This window comes from Streptococcus infantis (assembly GCF_000963255.1).
Lineage (GTDB): Bacteria > Bacillota > Bacilli > Lactobacillales > Streptococcaceae > Streptococcus > Streptococcus nidrosiense.
On record NZ_JYOV01000017.1, the window covers coordinates 88,022 to 103,072 of the forward strand.

21 protein-coding genes and 1 tRNA gene are annotated in these 15,051 nt (G+C 38.7%); 6 read left to right on the top strand and 16 right to left on the bottom strand.

What is annotated here, in order from left to right; genetic code table 11:
• Positions 1–27: 27 nt before the first annotated feature.
• The 4 genes from rpmA to TZ96_RS06865 all read right to left on the bottom strand — a co-directional run bounded on the left by rpmA (position 28) and on the right by TZ96_RS06865 (position 1,979).
• Positions 28–321 (bottom strand): 50S ribosomal protein L27, encoded by a 294-nt coding sequence (rpmA, locus tag TZ96_RS06850; RefSeq protein WP_000916509.1) that lies wholly within the window; start codon positions 319–321, stop codon positions 28–30.
• Between the two features lie 16 nt (positions 322–337).
• Positions 338–682, bottom strand: coding sequence for a ribosomal-processing cysteine protease Prp (locus TZ96_RS06855; protein WP_000613695.1), 345 nt, complete (start codon positions 680–682; stop codon positions 338–340).
• Between the two features lie 15 nt (positions 683–697).
• The gene (gene rplU, locus TZ96_RS06860) at positions 698–1,012 is read right to left on the bottom strand and encodes a 50S ribosomal protein L21 (protein WP_000109137.1); all 315 of its coding nucleotides are present in this window, start codon (positions 1,010–1,012) and stop codon (positions 698–700) included.
• Between the two features lie 280 nt (positions 1,013–1,292).
• The gene (locus TZ96_RS06865; RefSeq protein WP_045763442.1) at positions 1,293–1,979 is read right to left on the bottom strand and encodes a YoaK family protein; all 687 of its coding nucleotides are present in this window, start codon (positions 1,977–1,979) and stop codon (positions 1,293–1,295) included.
• Positions 1,980–2,124: 145 nt separating this feature from the next.
• Here TZ96_RS06865 and TZ96_RS06870 point away from each other — a divergent pair, with 145 nt between their 5' ends.
• A complete protein-coding gene (locus TZ96_RS06870) occupies positions 2,125–3,102 on the top strand; it encodes a Gfo/Idh/MocA family protein (RefSeq protein WP_045763443.1) in 978 nt (325 codons plus the stop codon).
• Positions 3,099–4,181: a DEAD/DEAH box helicase gene (locus tag TZ96_RS06875; protein ID WP_045763444.1), complete on the top strand. Its 1,083-nt coding sequence runs from the start codon at positions 3,099–3,101 to the stop codon at positions 4,179–4,181. The genes TZ96_RS06870 and TZ96_RS06875 overlap by 4 nt, the downstream gene beginning before the upstream one ends.
• A 113-nt stretch (positions 4,182–4,294) precedes the next feature.
• Here the strand turns inward: TZ96_RS06875 and TZ96_RS06880 are convergent, their stop codons facing one another.
• Entirely contained in the window at positions 4,295–4,672 is a 378-nt protein-coding gene (locus TZ96_RS06880) for a DUF1934 domain-containing protein (protein WP_142322033.1), read from the bottom strand.
• Positions 4,673–4,743: 71 nt separating this feature from the next.
• Here TZ96_RS06880 and TZ96_RS06885 point away from each other — a divergent pair, with 71 nt between their 5' ends.
• Both TZ96_RS06885 and yidA read left to right on the top strand, forming a co-directional pair.
• The gene (locus TZ96_RS06885) at positions 4,744–6,048 is read left to right on the top strand and encodes an HD domain-containing protein (protein WP_045763446.1); all 1,305 of its coding nucleotides are present in this window, start codon (positions 4,744–4,746) and stop codon (positions 6,046–6,048) included.
• A gap of 12 nt (positions 6,049–6,060) precedes the next feature.
• Positions 6,061–6,867, top strand: coding sequence for a sugar-phosphatase (yidA, locus tag TZ96_RS06890; protein ID WP_045763447.1), 807 nt, complete (start codon positions 6,061–6,063; stop codon positions 6,865–6,867).
• Between the two features lie 50 nt (positions 6,868–6,917).
• On the opposite strand, the gene TZ96_RS06895 is transcribed toward yidA, so the two are convergent.
• The 6 genes from TZ96_RS06895 to TZ96_RS06920 form a co-directional block, all read right to left on the bottom strand.
• A tRNA-Arg gene (locus TZ96_RS06895) sits at positions 6,918–6,989 on the bottom strand.
• Between the two features lie 41 nt (positions 6,990–7,030).
• The gene (gene rplS / locus TZ96_RS06900; protein ID WP_001068670.1) at positions 7,031–7,378 is read right to left on the bottom strand and encodes a 50S ribosomal protein L19; all 348 of its coding nucleotides are present in this window, start codon (positions 7,376–7,378) and stop codon (positions 7,031–7,033) included.
• Between the two features lie 118 nt (positions 7,379–7,496).
• Positions 7,497–7,826 (bottom strand): fluoride efflux transporter CrcB, encoded by a 330-nt coding sequence (gene crcB, locus TZ96_RS06905; RefSeq protein ID WP_045763448.1) that lies wholly within the window; start codon positions 7,824–7,826, stop codon positions 7,497–7,499.
• Positions 7,820–8,194, bottom strand: a complete 375-nt coding sequence (gene crcB, locus TZ96_RS06910) for a fluoride efflux transporter CrcB (RefSeq protein WP_045763449.1) — start codon at positions 8,192–8,194, stop codon at positions 7,820–7,822. The genes crcB (TZ96_RS06905) and crcB (TZ96_RS06910) overlap by 7 nt, the downstream gene beginning before the upstream one ends.
• Positions 8,191–8,457, bottom strand: coding sequence for a chorismate mutase (locus TZ96_RS06915; RefSeq protein ID WP_045763450.1), 267 nt, complete (start codon positions 8,455–8,457; stop codon positions 8,191–8,193). Before TZ96_RS06915 ends, crcB (TZ96_RS06910) begins: the two co-directional genes overlap by 4 nt.
• 116 nt (positions 8,458–8,573) lie before the next feature.
• Positions 8,574–9,017, bottom strand: a complete 444-nt coding sequence (locus TZ96_RS06920) for a flavodoxin (protein WP_001162134.1) — start codon at positions 9,015–9,017, stop codon at positions 8,574–8,576.
• Positions 9,018–9,120: 103 nt separating this feature from the next.
• On the opposite strand from TZ96_RS06920, the gene TZ96_RS06925 reads away from it, so the two are divergent.
• Entirely contained in the window at positions 9,121–10,056 is a 936-nt protein-coding gene (locus tag TZ96_RS06925) for a DHH family phosphoesterase (protein WP_045763451.1), read from the top strand.
• Positions 10,057–10,152: 96 nt separating this feature from the next.
• Positions 10,153–10,395, top strand: a complete 243-nt coding sequence (locus tag TZ96_RS06930) for a type B 50S ribosomal protein L31 (protein ID WP_000710764.1) — start codon at positions 10,153–10,155, stop codon at positions 10,393–10,395.
• 45 nt (positions 10,396–10,440) lie between these two features.
• On the opposite strand, the gene TZ96_RS06935 is transcribed toward TZ96_RS06930, so the two are convergent.
• The 5 genes from TZ96_RS06935 to TZ96_RS06955 form a co-directional block, all read right to left on the bottom strand.
• Positions 10,441–10,761 (bottom strand): heavy metal-binding domain-containing protein, encoded by a 321-nt coding sequence (locus tag TZ96_RS06935; RefSeq protein WP_045763452.1) that lies wholly within the window; start codon positions 10,759–10,761, stop codon positions 10,441–10,443.
• A gap of 332 nt (positions 10,762–11,093) precedes the next feature.
• Positions 11,094–11,369: an HU family DNA-binding protein gene (locus TZ96_RS06940; protein WP_001284633.1), complete on the bottom strand. Its 276-nt coding sequence runs from the start codon at positions 11,367–11,369 to the stop codon at positions 11,094–11,096.
• A gap of 106 nt (positions 11,370–11,475) precedes the next feature.
• Positions 11,476–12,312, bottom strand: coding sequence for a DegV family protein (locus tag TZ96_RS06945; protein ID WP_045763453.1), 837 nt, complete (start codon positions 12,310–12,312; stop codon positions 11,476–11,478).
• Between the two features lie 182 nt (positions 12,313–12,494).
• On the bottom strand, positions 12,495–13,724 hold the full coding sequence (locus TZ96_RS06950) for a tetratricopeptide repeat protein (protein ID WP_045763454.1): 1,230 nt from the start codon (positions 13,722–13,724) through the stop codon (positions 12,495–12,497).
• Positions 13,714–14,877 (bottom strand): AI-2E family transporter, encoded by a 1,164-nt coding sequence (locus TZ96_RS06955; protein WP_045763455.1) that lies wholly within the window; start codon positions 14,875–14,877, stop codon positions 13,714–13,716. Before TZ96_RS06955 ends, TZ96_RS06950 begins: the two co-directional genes overlap by 11 nt.
• Positions 14,878–15,051: the final 174 nt, after the last annotated feature.

Here is a 15,051-nt window from a genome sequence, read left to right on the forward strand (position 1 = left end):
CGGGATAAAAAGGTTCACTGGACCTTTTTATTTTGCGATTGGGTAAACAGAAACTTGTTTTTTATCGCGACCTTTACGTTCAAAGCGTACTACGCCTTCAACTTTAGCGAACAAAGTATCGTCTCCACCACGTCCAACGTTTACACCTGGATAGATGTGTGTACCACGTTGACGGTAAAGGATTGATCCACCTGTTACAGTTTGTCCGTCAGCTGCTTTAGCTCCAAGACGTTTTGCTTGTGAATCGCGTCCGTTTGATGTAGAACCTCCACCTTTTTTGTGGGCGAAAAGTTGCAAGTTGTTAAGAGTCATTTTTAACATAATGTTTTCCTCCGTGTTAGTTTTCTGTGATAACTCTGGTTTGGACGAACTCAGAAGAGTCCTCCGATAAGGTTGCCATACCTAAGAAAAATGATTCAAAAAATAACTGCGTCATTTCTCTCTGGTGTGAAGGAAGGTCTCTAGGAATTTCAACCATCAGATAGCCACCTTCATCTTCGTTTAATTCTAAGATTGGTTCATAGCCTGCAAATTTCTCAATCGAATTGATAAAGTTAATGGCAAGCGTAGAAACCGATGCACACACGACATCAAAGCCGTATTCGCCACTCTCGGCGTGTCCAGTAATTTCCGCACTCCTCAGCTCGCCATCTTCGGCTCTCTCAAAGACTGCTTGTATCATGTGTTCTCCTTAAAATTAAGCGTTGATTGCGTTGATGACAACTTTTGTATATGGTTGACGGTGACCTTGTTTACGGTGGCTACCTTTTTTAGGTTTGTACTTGTAAGTAACAACTTTCTTTTGTTTTCCTTGTTTTTCAACAGTTCCAACTACAGTAGCTCCAGCAACAAGTGGAGTTCCGACAACAGTGTTTTCACCACCAACAAGAACAACTTCGTTAAAAGTAACTTCTTGACCAGCTTCAACGTTCAATTTTTCAACGTAGATTGCTTGACCAACTTCAACTTTAACTTGTTTTCCGCCAGTTTTGATAATTGCGTATGTGCTCATTATGCACCTCCTATGATTTTTTGGGGTTTCCCCATATTTTTTGTGAAGACTCGCCTAGCATCGTGGGACGAACCACTTAAAAGAAGAGCTCTAAGTATAACAAAGAATAAACTAGGAATTGAGCCGAAGACATAACTTATGTTAGGCAAGGCGATAATGACGAAGTTTAAATTTGTTATACGACGAGCAACGATGTTCGTGCGGTTGCACAGGATCGTGCATAGTCAACTCTTCAAGTATAGCATGATTCCTAGTTCTTGACAAGTATTTATCATCGAATTTAAACTTTTTCTCTTATTTTTTTCCTCCAAGATGCAAAAAGCATACTTAAATAAAAAATACTCATCATGATTGGAATCCCTAAAATTGTTTTTTCTTCATAAAAAATACTCAGATAAGCTGATACAACAACCCCAAGTACAAAACTCGACAGCAAGCTAACAAAGATGAGACCTTCTCTTAAAAAAGGTGTATGTTTTGTGCGAACATATTCACCAAATGCTAACATGGTTCGTTTGATATTTCCAGTCATAAAAGCATTGTTGTATGCAATTCCTGAAACTTCACCGAATGCTGTTGTAACCAGACCCATACAAAATGCTAACGGTGGTACTATGTATATATTATCAACCGTCAAGGGAACAAATCCTATAATCAAAGATAAAATTGCTAGTGGAACAAGGGATAAAATTGGTTTTCTTACAATCCTCAACTTTTCTTTATAGACTGTCAAGAGGAAGACACCCACCATGAAGGAAATCAAGGTCATTACCTTGGCGCTGGCATCTGAAACATTGTCCTGAATGAGACCAACGGAAAGGAAAACGACATTCCCCGTTTGGCCTGCAACTAGAGTATTCCCACGTATGATAAAGGTATAGGCATCTACATAACCCGCACAAAAAGTCAAAAAAAGCGCCAATCTTTTTGAATGACGAGAAATTTTTCTCATAGGTAATAATCTCATACTACACTCCTATTTTTTCTGAATCTATTGTACCATTTTTTGAGGAAAATTCGAAGTGTCAAATAAAAGAATTGTCTCCCTTTGGCTAGTTTAGTCTATCTGTGATATAATGAAAGCAGTCATTACTTGTAGAAAAGGAGATTTCATGCTTAAACTTGGTATTATCGGCACTGGTGCAATCAGTCACCACTTTATAGAAGCTGCTCATGCTAGTCAGGAATTCCAGTTAGTGGCTGTTTATTCAAGAAAGCTCACGACTGCTCAGCAATTTGCTAGTTCCTATTCAGATGTTAGTCTATTTGATAATTTAGAGGATTTCTTCCAATCTGAATTTGATGTTATCTATATCGCAAGTCCAAATTCTCTGCACTTTACTCAAGCCAAGGCCGCTTTATCTGCTGGCAAACATGTTATCCTTGAAAAACCAGCGGTGACTCAACCCCAAGAATGGCAGGATTTAGTTGAAATAGCTCAGGAGAATCACCGTTTCATCTTTGAAGCAGCAAGAAACTATCATGAGGAAGCCTTCACCGTTATTAAAAACTTTTTAGCAGATAAGCAAGTTTTAGGTGCAGATTTTAACTATGCCAAGTATTCTTCTAAGATGTCTGACCTTCTTTCTGGAAACACTCCGAATGTATTTTCAGACCGTTTTGCTGGTGGGGCTCTCATGGACTTGGGAATTTATCCGATCTATGCTGCGGTTCGCTTGTTTGGAAAGGCACTTAATGCGACCTATCAAACTCAGCAACTTGACAACACCATTGATTTAAATGGAGATGGTATCTTATCTTATCCCGGTTATCAAGTCCATATCAAGGCTGGTAAAAACATTACTTCTAATCTGCCTTGTGAAATATATACAACAGATGGAACCTTGACACTCAACACTATTGAACATGTTCGATCAGCTATTTTTACAGATCATCAAGGTAATGAAACATATCTACCTATTCAGCAGGCACCTCATACCATGACTGAGGAGGTCGCTGCTTTTGCTAACATGATCAAGCAGCCAAACCTAGAACTTTACCAAGCTTGGTTAGAGGATGCGTCACACGTCCATAACCTAATATACACTATGCGCCAGACTGCTGGCATTAGATTTGAGGCAGAAAAATGAAAACCAAACTACCTACAGAATGGCTAGAGCTAACCGAAAAACTCGGCTTTCAAGAATTCACACCCATTCAAACTCAGCTTTTTGATCCAATTTTAGACGGTCAAACCCTTCTTGGAGTTAGTCCAACTGGTACAGGTAAGACTTTAGCTTATCTCCTACCAAGTCTTCTTCGTCTCCAAAAGAAAAAAGCGCAGCAACTATTGATTTTAGCACCAAATACTGAACTGGCTGGTCAGATTTTTGAGGTAACTAAAACTTGGGGTGAAGCTATCGGCTTGACTGCTCAGCTCTTCCTGTCAGGTTCGAGTCAGAAACGTCAAATCGAACGACTGAAAAAAGGCCCAGAAATTCTGATTGGAACTCCTGGGCGTATCTTTGAACTGATCAAATTGAAAAAAATCAAGATGATGAATGTGGAGACTATTATACTTGATGAGTTTGACCAGTTGCTAGATGATTCTCAAATCCACTTTGTAGAAAAGATTACCCACTACGCACCTCGTGACCATCAACTTATTTACATGAGTGCCACTACCAAATTTGACCAAGATAAGATTGCACCTAACACTCGCACCATCGACCTCTCTGATCAAAAGTTGGACAACATCCAACACTTCTACATGCAGGTAGATCATCGTCATCGAGTTGATTTGCTCCGTAAATTAGCTCATGTTGAGGATTTCCGCGGTCTCGTCTTCTTTAATAGCTTGTCAGACCTTGGAAGCGCCGAGGAAAAATTACAATATCGTGATGTTTTAGCCGTTTCCTTAGCTAGCGATGTCAATGTTAAGTTCAGAAAAGTTATTCTCGAAAAATTCAAAGACAAGCAGCTAACACTACTTCTTGCGACAGACCTTCTAGCTCGTGGTATCGACATTGATAGCTTGGAATGCGTGGTTAACTTTGATGTCCCTAGAGATATGGAAACCTACACTCACCGTGCTGGACGTACAGGACGTATGGGCAAAGAGGGCTATGTAATCACGCTTGTAACACATCCCGAAGAAATCAAAAAGCTGAAGAAATTTGCAAGCGTACGTGAAATTGTCTTGAAAAATCAAGAACTCTATATCAAATAGAGGCTGGGACAAAAATCCCAACCTCATTTTTTATTAGCAAAAAAACTTTGACCTGCTAGTTGATTTGGAACTTCGAAATCGAAACTTTATCTACTGATTTCTCCTCCACTTTTTTATCCCCAGGTAATTTCTAAGCGATAGTTTGCAAATGGAGTTCCTTCTTTGTTTTGTAGTTGATAGGCTAGTTCAATCTTTTGTTGTTCAACTTGATAATGGCTTGTTTGGATGATAAACTCCTGCATGCCCATAGGTGTTGGTATATAAGCCAAACTATCAGCTTCCTTCAGAAAACGCATGATGGTCTTAGGATTGGAAAATCGAGACATCACCAACTCTGTATCATTAAACTTGAGTACCACTTTTTCCTTCTCCTCATTGTAAAAAAGGAGATAGGAAAAATCACCTTTCTCACGTAACTCAACGTCATAAAGTTGGTCGATCACTTCCAATTGTTCATCAAACTGGATGGTATTTCTCATTCGAATCTTCACTTCAAGTCCTCTTTCTTCACTCTTATCCTACTATTTTACCAAAAACTGTAGCTTTTTGCTATAATGGTTTTATGAATGAAAAAGTATTTCGTGATCCTGTTCACAATTATATCCATGTTGATAATCAGATTATCTATGACTTAATCAATACCAAAGAATTTCAACGGCTTCGTCGTATCAAGCAGCTCGGAACATCCAGTTATACCTTTCATGGTGGAGAACATAGTCGTTTCTCTCACTGTCTGGGTGTTTACGAGATTGCACGACGCATCACCGAGATTTTTGAGGAAAAGTATCCTAAAGAATGGGATCCTTCGGAGTCCCTCCCAACCATGACTGCAGCCCTCCTTCATGACCTAGGACATGGTGCCTATTCGCATACTTTTGAAAATCTCTTTGATACCGATCATGAGGCGATTACGCAGGAAATTATCCAAAGCCCTGAGACAGAAATTCATCAGGTTCTCTTACAGGTAGCCCCAGATTTCCCCAAAAAGGTAGCTAGTGTTATTGACCATACTTATCCTAACAAGCAGGTGGTACAACTCATTTCCAGTCAGATTGATGCAGATCGCATGGACTATCTCTTACGTGACTCCTATTTTACAGGAGCTTCTTATGGGGAATTTGACCTAACACGTATCTTACGAGTTATTCGCCCTATCGAGAACGGAATTGCCTTTCAACGAAATGGCATGCATGCCATCGAAGACTATGTTCTAAGTCGCTATCAAATGTATATGCAGGTTTATTTCCATCCTGCAACACGTGCTATGGAAGTCCTTCTGCAGAATCTTTTGAAACGTGCTAAAGAACTTTATCCAGATAACAAAGACTTCTTTACTCTTACATCCCCGCATCTACTGCCATTTTTCGAAAAAAATGTTAGCTTAGCTGACTATCTAGCTCTGGATGATGGTGTGATGAATACCTACTTCCAGCTCTGGATGACTAGTCCTGACAAGATTCTCGCAGACTTATCTCAACGCTTTGTCAATCGCAAGGTCTTTAAATCAATCACCTTTTCACAAGAAGATCAAGAACAGCTTGCATCTATGAGAAAATTGGTTGAAGATATCGGCTTTGATCCTGACTATTACACAGCTATTCATAAGAACTTTGACCTCCCTTATGATATCTATCGCCCTGAATCAGAAAACCCACGGACGCAGATTGAGATTATACAAAAAAACGGAGAACTAGCAGAACTCTCTAGCCTGTCTCCTATCGTTCAATCCCTTGCTGGCAGTCGCCACGGAGATAATCGTTTTTATTTTCCGAAAGAAATGTTAGACCAAAACAGCATCTTCGCAAGCATTACCCAGCAATTTCTACACTTGATTGAGAACGATCATTTTACCCCAAATAAAAACTAAAAGAGGAAATTTATGAGTATTAAACTAATCGCTGTCGATATCGACGGAACCCTTGTCAACAGTAAAAAGGAGATCACTCCTGAAGTATTTGCCGCTATCCAAGATGCCAAACAAGCTGGTGTCAAAGTTATGATTGCAACTGGACGTCCTATCGCCGGGGTTGCCAAACTTCTAGATGACTTGAAATTAAGAGATGAAGGTGACTATGTAGTGACCTTCAACGGTGCACTTGTTCAAGAAACAGCTACAGGGCATGAGATTATCAGTGAATCCTTGACTTATGAAGATTATCTAGATATGGAATTTCTCAGTCGCAAGCTCGGTGTCCATATGCACGCTATTACCAAGGACGGCATCTATACTGCCAATCGCAATATCGGAAAATATACCGTTCACGAATCAACCCTTGTCAGCATGCCAATCTTCTATCGTACACCTGAAGAAATGGCTGACAAGGAAATCGTCAAATGTATGTTTATCGATGAGCCTGAAATTCTGGATACCGCTATTGAAAAGATTCCTGCAGAATTTTATGAGCGCTACTCCATCAACAAATCTGCTCCTTTCTACCTTGAGCTCCTTAAAAAGAATGTAGACAAGGGTTCAGCTATTACTCACTTGGCTGAGAAACTAGGATTGACCAAAGATGAAACGATGGCTATCGGAGACGAAGAAAATGACCGTGCTATGCTTGAAGTCGTAGGTAACCCAGTTGTTATGGAAAACGGAAACCCAGAACTCAAAAAAATAGCCAAATACATCACTAAATCTAATGATGAATCTGGCGTAGCCCATGCCATTCGAACTTGGGTGTTGTAGACAGAATAGACAAAAACCGCTCTGCTGAGCGGTTTTTGATGTCTGATTACTGCCCCCTGCAGGAATCGAACCTGCAACTACTCCTTAGGAGGGAGTTGTTATATCCATTGAACTAAGGGAGCTAGAGAAAAACTCTGCCGAATGAGCAGAGTTTTTGGTCGAATTAACGACGGATTTCTTTGATACGAGCTGCTTTACCTTGAAGAGCACGCAAGTAGTACAATTTCGCACGACGTACTTTACCGTAACGAACAACTTCGATCTTTTCAACACGTGGAGTGTGGATTGGGAAGATACGTTCAACTCCTACACCGTTAGAGATTTTACGAACTGTGTAGTTTTCTGAGATGCCAGCACCTTTACGTGCAATAACAACACCTTCAAAAATCTGAACACGTTCACGGTTACCTTCGACAACTTTCGCGTGTACACGAACAGTGTCACCAGGACGGAATGATGGGATATCTGTACGAAGTTGACCTTCAGTCAAGCTTTGGATTAATGGATTCATTTTATTCTCCTATCTTTGTCAATCTTGAGGAAGCTTCCTCAGCGGATAAACTGTATTTTTGTGCGTCCATTACACACAAGATACAGTTTACCAAATTTCCTAGAAAAAGTAAAGAAATTTACAGTAAAATTCCTAAAAAAATTGCTACTAAACCACCTAAGTAGGTTAAGAGAAAATATCTGTAAAAGATCTTCTTATCAGTTAAGAGTTTTTGGAGTTCATCATTCAAGGTTGAAAAAGTGGTTAGACCTCCACAGAAGCCTGTAGCAAGGATAGCATAGAGCTCTTTATCTTCTACATAATTGTAAAATAAACCAATTAAAAAACAACCTAAAAGATTTGCTAGAAGTGTTCCTAATGGTAAAACTCTCTCTTGATTGAGGGTAGAAAGGAAATAACGAACAAGCGCTCCAACGCCACAAGCAAGTGCTAAATACATGATTACCATTTCTTCCTCCCTAAACAATAAGCCAATAAAAGCCCTCCACCAATGCTCAGAACTAGATAGATTACCAGACTTGGATAAGAACCTGTATCCAGCAATTTTACTGTATCTAACATGAGGCTAGAAAAAGTGGTCAAACCGCCACAAAATCCAGTTCCAAGCGCTAAAATGACACCTTTACTGCTACCCTTATAAACTAGATAACCTTTTACAAGATAGACTAAGCAGAAAATTCCTAGATAGTTGACAAGAAGCGTCCCCCAAGGAAAATCTGGGCTAGCTGGCAACCATCTCGAAATCTGGTATCGGACCAGTCCTCCTAGCATGGCAGCTAGAAAGATTCCTAGTGGGTAAAATTGTTCTTTTTTCATTTGATGTTTTTATCCTGATAATCGCGTGAACGTTTGAGAATATCTGAAAAAGTCTCAACGATTGTCTCTTCGTATTTTTTATTGCTGACACGATTTCTGACCTTCTCAAAGATAGCTTCTTCTCTTTTAGTATCTAGAACAGCTTTTCCTGAAGCTTTTTTATAAGCAACTACACCCTCAACTAGATGCATTCTTTCTTCTAAGAGTTTTACAATTTGGTCATCAATTTGATCGATTTCTTGTCTAATAATATCTAAATCCATAGGGTCTCCTTCATTATTTGAATGATTGTATCAAAAAGCTTCTAAATGGGCTAGTACATTCTTAGGGTTATCTAACAAAAACTGCACTGACAACTTTCATCAGTGCAACTTCATGCTTATCCTACTTTAGCAGCCAATTCTTCTGCAAATTGTTCCAAGCGTTCGATATCTTCTTCCTCTGCAGAGAGATCCACTTTGACGCACTCTGATCCCTTTTCAGCTCCTGTTGCTACAAATACACGATCAAAGTCATCAACAGCCTTACAGAACTCATCATAGAAAGTATCGCCTGATCCTACCACACCGTAGATTTTGCCACTCAAGTTAAGATCTGCTAGGTCTTCGTAGAAGTCCATCATCTCATCTGGTAACTCTCCATCACCGTATGTGTAGGTTGCAACGATTGCGATATCTGCTTCAAGAAAGTCAGATGCGTCAACAGTTGTACACTCATCAACATCCACCTCTAAGCCCAACTCACGCAATTTATCTGCTACAATATCTGCAATTTCTTCGGTATTACCGGTCATACTGGCAAATACAATTTTTGCTAATGCCATATCGTCCTCCTCCATTTATCTTTCTCCATTATATCACATCTTTTTCATTTTAAAAATAAAAACTCTTGTGCTACAATGAAATAAGAAAGAATTGAGGTCACTTATGGAAATTTGCCATCAAATTTTAGAAAAAATTAAAGCATACGATACCATCATCATTCACCGTCACATGAAACCGGATCCTGATGCCTTAGGAAGTCAGGTTGGACTCAAAGCACTTCTGGAACACCATTTCCCAGAAAAAAATATCAAGGTAGTCGGTTATGAGGAGCCAACCCTAACATGGCTTACAAAGATGGATCAGGTAGAAGACAAGGATTATCAAGGTGCGCTTGCTATCATTTGTGATACAGCAAATACCGCTCGTATCGATGATAAACGTTATACTAATGCTGAAACCATTATTAAAATTGATCACCATCCAAATGACGAAGTTTATGGAGATCTTGTTTGGGTAGATACCAACTCTAGCAGTGCGAGTGAGATGATTGCTCTCTTTGCTGAAGCAACTAACCTAGAATTATCCGACTACGCTGCTAAAATGCTCTGCGCTGGAATTATTGGCGACACAGGTCGTTTCCTTTATCCGTCTACTTCTGCTCGTACCCTTCGTATAGCAAGTCAACTTAGAGAACATAACTTTGACTATGCTGAATTAACACGTAAAATGGATACTATGAGCTTTAAAATCGCCAAACTTCAAGGTTATGTCTATGATCACCTAGAAGTTGATGAAAATGGTGTCGCACGTGTCTTACTGACTCAAGAAATTCTAAAAACATATCAAGTAACTGATGCAGAAACAGCAGCCATTGTTGGAGCTCCAGGTCGTATCGATACAGTTAATCTTTGGGGAATATTTGTGGAACAAGCAGATGGCCACTATCGCGTTCGACTTCGCAGTAAATTCGTTCCAATCAATGGTGTTGCAAAAGAACATGATGGTGGAGGTCACCCACTTGCAAGTGGTGCTAACTCCTATAGCCTAGAGGAAAATGAAGTTATCTATCAAAAATTAAAAAACTTACTGAAAAAATAGATAAAAAGCTTGCCAAACTTATCAGAATCTGATAGACTAGTATGGTAACAATCTATGGCTCGCAAAGAGACCATGGCAGAAAGGAAATATTGCAAAATGAAAAAAGATATCCATCCAGAATATCGCCCAGTTGTCTTCATGGACACAACTACTGGTTACCAATTCCTTAGCGGTTCAACAAAACGCTCTAACGAAACTGTTGAGTTCGAAGGCGAAACTTACCCATTGATCCGTGTGGAAATTTCATCAGACTCACACCCATTCTACACTGGACGTCAAAAGTTCACTCAAGCAGATGGACGCGTGGATCGTTTCAACAAAAAATACGGTCTCAAATAAACAAAAAAAGAACAGTTTCGACTGTTCTTTTTTTGTTTCTTCAAATTAGGAGTCAATCATAACTGCTGTACCACTACAAGTGACCATCAGCATACCATTTTCAGCACCTAAAGTTTCATAGTCCATTTTTATACCTATAATAGCATTTGCTCCACGTTCACTTGCACGCTCCATCATTTCTGCCAGAGCTTCTTCTCTTGCTTGAGTCAACTCTCCTTCATAACTACTAGCTCGTCCTCCAAAAACATTACGGAAGCCAGCAGCCATATCTTTGAACATATTAACGCCAGCAACTACTTCACCAAAGACGATTCCTTTGTAGGCTAGGATTTTCTTGCCTTCAATTCCCGTGGTTGAAATAATCATCTTCCTTTCCTCCTAACTTCTTTTATATAATTGTAAACCCTTTCAATAACTCTGTCAAGAAATTCTATAAAGGGCTCAGTGGTTGAAAGGAAACTCTTCTCACCAACCTTGTTTGATATCCATTTAGTGCCAATTGTATGGATGAGGGGCTGAATTTTATCTTTGCAAGCCTAACTTGAGATAGCTTTCTCAATATCATCAATCTTACCAATGGGTATAACTTGGAATTCATGACTGGTATAGAAAATACTGTTCTCTCATGCCCCAAAACTACAAAAAAAGCCTATTGACCAAGCTAGAAAGCTTGATACAATAGGCTTTTTCTAAATTCATTATTTAACAGCGTCTTTAAGAGCTTTACCAGCTTTGAATGCTGGAACTTTTGAAGCTGCGATAGTGATTTCTTTACCAGTTTGTGGGTTGCGACCTTTACGTGCTGCACGCTCACGAACTTCGAAATTACCAAAACCGATCAATTGAACTTTTTCACCAGCTGCAAGGTAATCAGCTACTGCTGCAAATACAGCATCAACTGCTGCTGCTGAGTCTTTCTTTGTCAATTCTGTAGCTTCTGCTACTTTAGCGATCAAATCTTGTTTGTTTGCCATGTTAATAATTCCTCCAAATATTTTCTAATTAACAATTACAATCATATCCTAAATTCTCTTGTAGGTCAAGTCAAAAACGCTATTTCTTGCTATTTTCTTTATTTTTTTAGGACTCGTATCTGACCAAAATAGCCCAAGCATTTTCACCTGTATGGGTCTGGATAATAGAACCTGTTTCAAGTACAGAGATTGGTTTTTCAACGAATGGTTGTAGGATTTCTTTCATCTCTTCTGCCCAGTCCCGAGTTCCAGAATAGGAAATACCAATTTCTGCAACAGAACGCTCTGACAGTTTTGCAACTAGCTCATCTAACCATTTTTTAAAAGTTTTAGCTCCACGTCCTTTAACGATTGGTTGCAATTCATCATCTTTCATCTGCATGACTACGCGGATATTTAATAGAGAGCTTAAAAGACCTGTCACTCGGCCAATACGGCCACCTTTAACAAGGTTTTCTAAGGTAGAAACACCGATGTAGAGCTCTGTATTTTTCTTGACTTCTTCAACATGAGCCACAATTGTTTCTATGTTTTGTCCTTCTTTAGCTAACTTAGCTGCTTCAACCACTTGAAACTTTAGGGCTTGATCTGTAAAGGAACTATCCAATACGGTCACATTAGCCGTTGACAAACTTGCACCCTGACGAGCTGCTTCGACAGTTCCTGATAAGGCATGAGACATATGAATGGCTAAAATTTGACTACCGTCTTTACTTAACTCATCAAAAATCTCAGCAAAGAGTCCAACTGGAGGTTGACTTGTTTTAGGCAGATTTTTACTCTCTTTCATCAAGCGAAGAAATTCCCCTTCTTCAAGATCAGCATCCGAATAAAGAACACTATCAATCATTACAGAGAGCGGAACGACGGTAATATTTAATTCTTTGACCACTTCTGGTTCAATGGTAACAGAAGAATCTGTTACGATTTTTACTTGTGTCATAATTCAAATCTTTCTATGTTTCACTTTTTGAGTGAGTTTTTTCAATTTAACTATAACAATTATACCAAAAAAATGCTAAAAATTCATACTGTATCTATTCATTTTTATGATGGAATTTATTGATTTTTAAAATCTTTCATTTTATAAAAATAGTCCCTGCTAAGACGACTACTGTTCATTTATCATAAACGTTCATACAATTCCTGCATCTGTATATCATCAGGAACCAACTTGAGATAGTGTTGAATCTGTTCTTTTGCTTCTTCAAACCTTCCAAGTTCGCGTAATAGATGAATGTATTGCTCTAAAAACTCAGGATTTTCCTTGAGTTCTGGAACCAATGCCTGATAAGATTCATAGGCAGCATCCAAATCTTCAGTTTCTTGGTAACTCCGTGCAATCATCCACTTAGTCAAGAGATTTTCTGGCTCATATACTTCTAAGGCTAGAATATCCTCATACCTTTCTTGCTCCTGATACATGGTTGCTAGTCGCAAGAGGATTTCTTCTTGGTCTTCCGCATCTTCTTGTGCTTGAAGAAGATAAGCCTCCGCCTGTTCAGGTTGATGCAATTCGTAAGATAATTGTGAAGCAAGGAGTAGTAAACGTGTCTCGAAAGGATTTTTTTCCAAACCTTGTTGAACTATCAATAAGGCTTGCTCAGTCTGATGTTCCTTATGTAGAGCCTGACTATAACCATATTCATACCCTTCAAAATCTGGAGAAATAGTATCCAGCTGTTTAAAATATAAAACTGCCTTTTGATATTCCTCTTGATCAAAGTAAAGACTTGCTAATTCAAATGCAGTCTGATCTTCATACTCTAACTCTAAAGCTTTTTCTAAAAACTCTATGGCTGATTCAAACTTTCCAAGTCGAGCATAGGCAGTTCCAATTCGTTGATAGGTCGAAATCCCTGTCTGCTCATATATTTCACGATTATCCAGTTGAGCATAGCCCTTAATCGCTTCTAAATCATTTCCAAGTTCACTATCTAACTCTGCTAGCCCAAAAATCAATAGAGGATCATCAGAGTAATTAAGAGCTTCTAAGAGCTTCTCACGAGCTACATCCGTCAATCCTTCCATTTGATAGAAATCAGCCTTTAAAACAAGCGCAGATACATAAGAATCGCTATTGGGTTGAATTTCTTCTAGATAGGCAAACGCTTCTTCGATTTGTCCATCTTCGCTTGCGATACTAGCTAGATTGAGATTTACTTCTGGAAATATTGGAGCTAGTTTTTCATAGATTTGACGAGCTTGTGGATAAAAACCAATACCTTCTAGATAATAAGCCAGTTCCAGAAGAAGATCATCAGGGTCTTCTACCAAGGCTTTTTGAAAATAGTGATCAGCTTTTGTTAAATCTTGCTGATCCAAAGCTTCAAGCATTTCTTGACTATTGCTCACCTTCAACCTCCTCTTCTAACTCATACAGACCACTAACTTTTTTATACCATTCAAAAATCGCTGAAATAACAACTTTTGCTGAAGCATAAACAGGAATTCCTAGTAGGACTCCCCAAACACCAAACATAGAACCAGACGTCAACAAAACAAATAGAATCGTGATTGGATGGATGTTTAATTGACTACCTAAAATCAATGGAGATACAAAACGACCTTCAATTGTCTGCTCTACGATAAAAACGATAATAACTTTCAAGAGCATAACTGGTCCAGCAATTAAGCCTAAGACCAGAGCTGGTATCATAGCAAGGAAACTTCCAAGATAAGGGATAAGATTTAAGACCCCAGCAGTAATACCAAGAGTCACCGCATATCTCAAACCAATAATTTTAAAGAAGATGATAAACATAATTGCCACGATAACAGCAACAGTAATTTGTCCTCTAACATAGTTAGATAGTTGTTGGTTCACATCCGTTAGAACCTTACCTACTGGTTCTCTCAATTTATTAGGTAAGAATTGAGTGATATGATCTCTCAAACCTTTTCCATCTCTAAGGAGATAAAAGAGCATAAAGGGCATGATAATCAAAGCAACAATGACTTGTGACGTTCCACTAATAAGAGCACTCACCCAGTTCACAGCTTTTGATGAAATATTACTGGCCCAAGCAGTTGCTTGTGTTGAGAATTGAGCCAGAACCTGTTCTAGTTGAGGTCTAAAGTCATCTGGTAACCGCTTGGTTACAAGATCATCAATAACTCTGTCAGCATCTTCCAGATAACTTGGGACATTTTGCGCAAAAATAACTACTTGACGCTGAAGATTTGGAATCGCAACGGCCAAACCAATAATCAAGAGTATGGCAATAATGACAAAGATAATACTAATGGCTAAGACACGATTTATCTTATACTTCTCCATCAAATCCACCAGTGGATTTAAGAGATAAAAAAGTAATCCTGATAAAATAACAGGCAACATGACCACTGATAAAAAATCAACGACAGGGATAAATAAAAAACTAATCTTACTTAAAATAAAAATATTCAGACCTAGTAACAAGGCTACCAAAAAAACTGTAACAGCCTTATTATCTAAAAACCATTTAAAAAACCAAGATAAATTAAAATGTTTCTCTTTTTGTTCCATATCTACTTCCTTTCCTTTGTCCTTTCATTATACCATTTTTATAGGGAATAAACTGTTTTTAAAGTGTTGAGGTGACGATTGAGAACTTTAACAAAGCGACCTTGCTTTTTACTAATTTTATACTTAGATGTTTCATACTTTTTTCACTATTTTCTTCAGGCCTCCCAATTTATG

Excerpts from the sequence above, each read along its gene's own strand:
- TZ96_RS06955 (WP_045763455.1), bottom strand. The coding sequence starts at position 14,877 with ATGGAACAAAAAGAGAAACATTTTAATTTATCTTGGTTTTTTAAATGG.
- TZ96_RS06915 (WP_045763450.1), bottom strand. The coding sequence starts at position 8,457 with ATGGATTTAGATATTATTAGACAAGAAATCGATCAAATTGATGACCAA.
- crcB (WP_045763448.1), bottom strand. The coding sequence starts at position 7,826 with ATGGTAATCATGTATTTAGCACTTGCTTGTGGCGTTGGAGCGCTTGTT.
- TZ96_RS06935 (WP_045763452.1), bottom strand. The coding sequence starts at position 10,761 with ATGATTATTTCAACCACGGGAATTGAAGGCAAGAAAATCCTAGCCTAC.
- TZ96_RS06945 (WP_045763453.1), bottom strand. The coding sequence starts at position 12,312 with ATGACACAAGTAAAAATCGTAACAGATTCTTCTGTTACCATTGAACCA.
- TZ96_RS06920 (WP_001162134.1), bottom strand. The coding sequence starts at position 9,017 with ATGGCATTAGCAAAAATTGTATTTGCCAGTATGACCGGTAATACCGAA.
- rplS (WP_001068670.1), bottom strand. The coding sequence starts at position 7,378 with ATGAATCCATTAATCCAAAGCTTGACTGAAGGTCAACTTCGTACAGAT.
- TZ96_RS06870 (WP_045763443.1), top strand. The coding sequence starts at position 2,125 with ATGCTTAAACTTGGTATTATCGGCACTGGTGCAATCAGTCACCACTTT.
- TZ96_RS06940 (WP_001284633.1), bottom strand. The coding sequence starts at position 11,369 with ATGGCAAACAAACAAGATTTGATCGCTAAAGTAGCAGAAGCTACAGAA.
- TZ96_RS06865 (WP_045763442.1), bottom strand. The coding sequence starts at position 1,979 with ATGAGATTATTACCTATGAGAAAAATTTCTCGTCATTCAAAAAGATTG.
- rpmA (WP_000916509.1), bottom strand. The coding sequence starts at position 321 with ATGTTAAAAATGACTCTTAACAACTTGCAACTTTTCGCCCACAAAAAA.
- TZ96_RS06925 (WP_045763451.1), top strand. The coding sequence starts at position 9,121 with ATGGAAATTTGCCATCAAATTTTAGAAAAAATTAAAGCATACGATACC.
- TZ96_RS06855 (WP_000613695.1), bottom strand. The coding sequence starts at position 682 with ATGATACAAGCAGTCTTTGAGAGAGCCGAAGATGGCGAGCTGAGGAGT.
- crcB (WP_045763449.1), bottom strand. The coding sequence starts at position 8,194 with ATGAAAAAAGAACAATTTTACCCACTAGGAATCTTTCTAGCTGCCATG.
- yidA (WP_045763447.1), top strand. The coding sequence starts at position 6,061 with ATGAGTATTAAACTAATCGCTGTCGATATCGACGGAACCCTTGTCAAC.
- rplU (WP_000109137.1), bottom strand. The coding sequence starts at position 1,012 with ATGAGCACATACGCAATTATCAAAACTGGCGGAAAACAAGTTAAAGTT.
- TZ96_RS06875 (WP_045763444.1), top strand. The coding sequence starts at position 3,099 with ATGAAAACCAAACTACCTACAGAATGGCTAGAGCTAACCGAAAAACTC.
- TZ96_RS06885 (WP_045763446.1), top strand. The coding sequence starts at position 4,744 with ATGAATGAAAAAGTATTTCGTGATCCTGTTCACAATTATATCCATGTT.
- TZ96_RS06930 (WP_000710764.1), top strand. The coding sequence starts at position 10,153 with ATGAAAAAAGATATCCATCCAGAATATCGCCCAGTTGTCTTCATGGAC.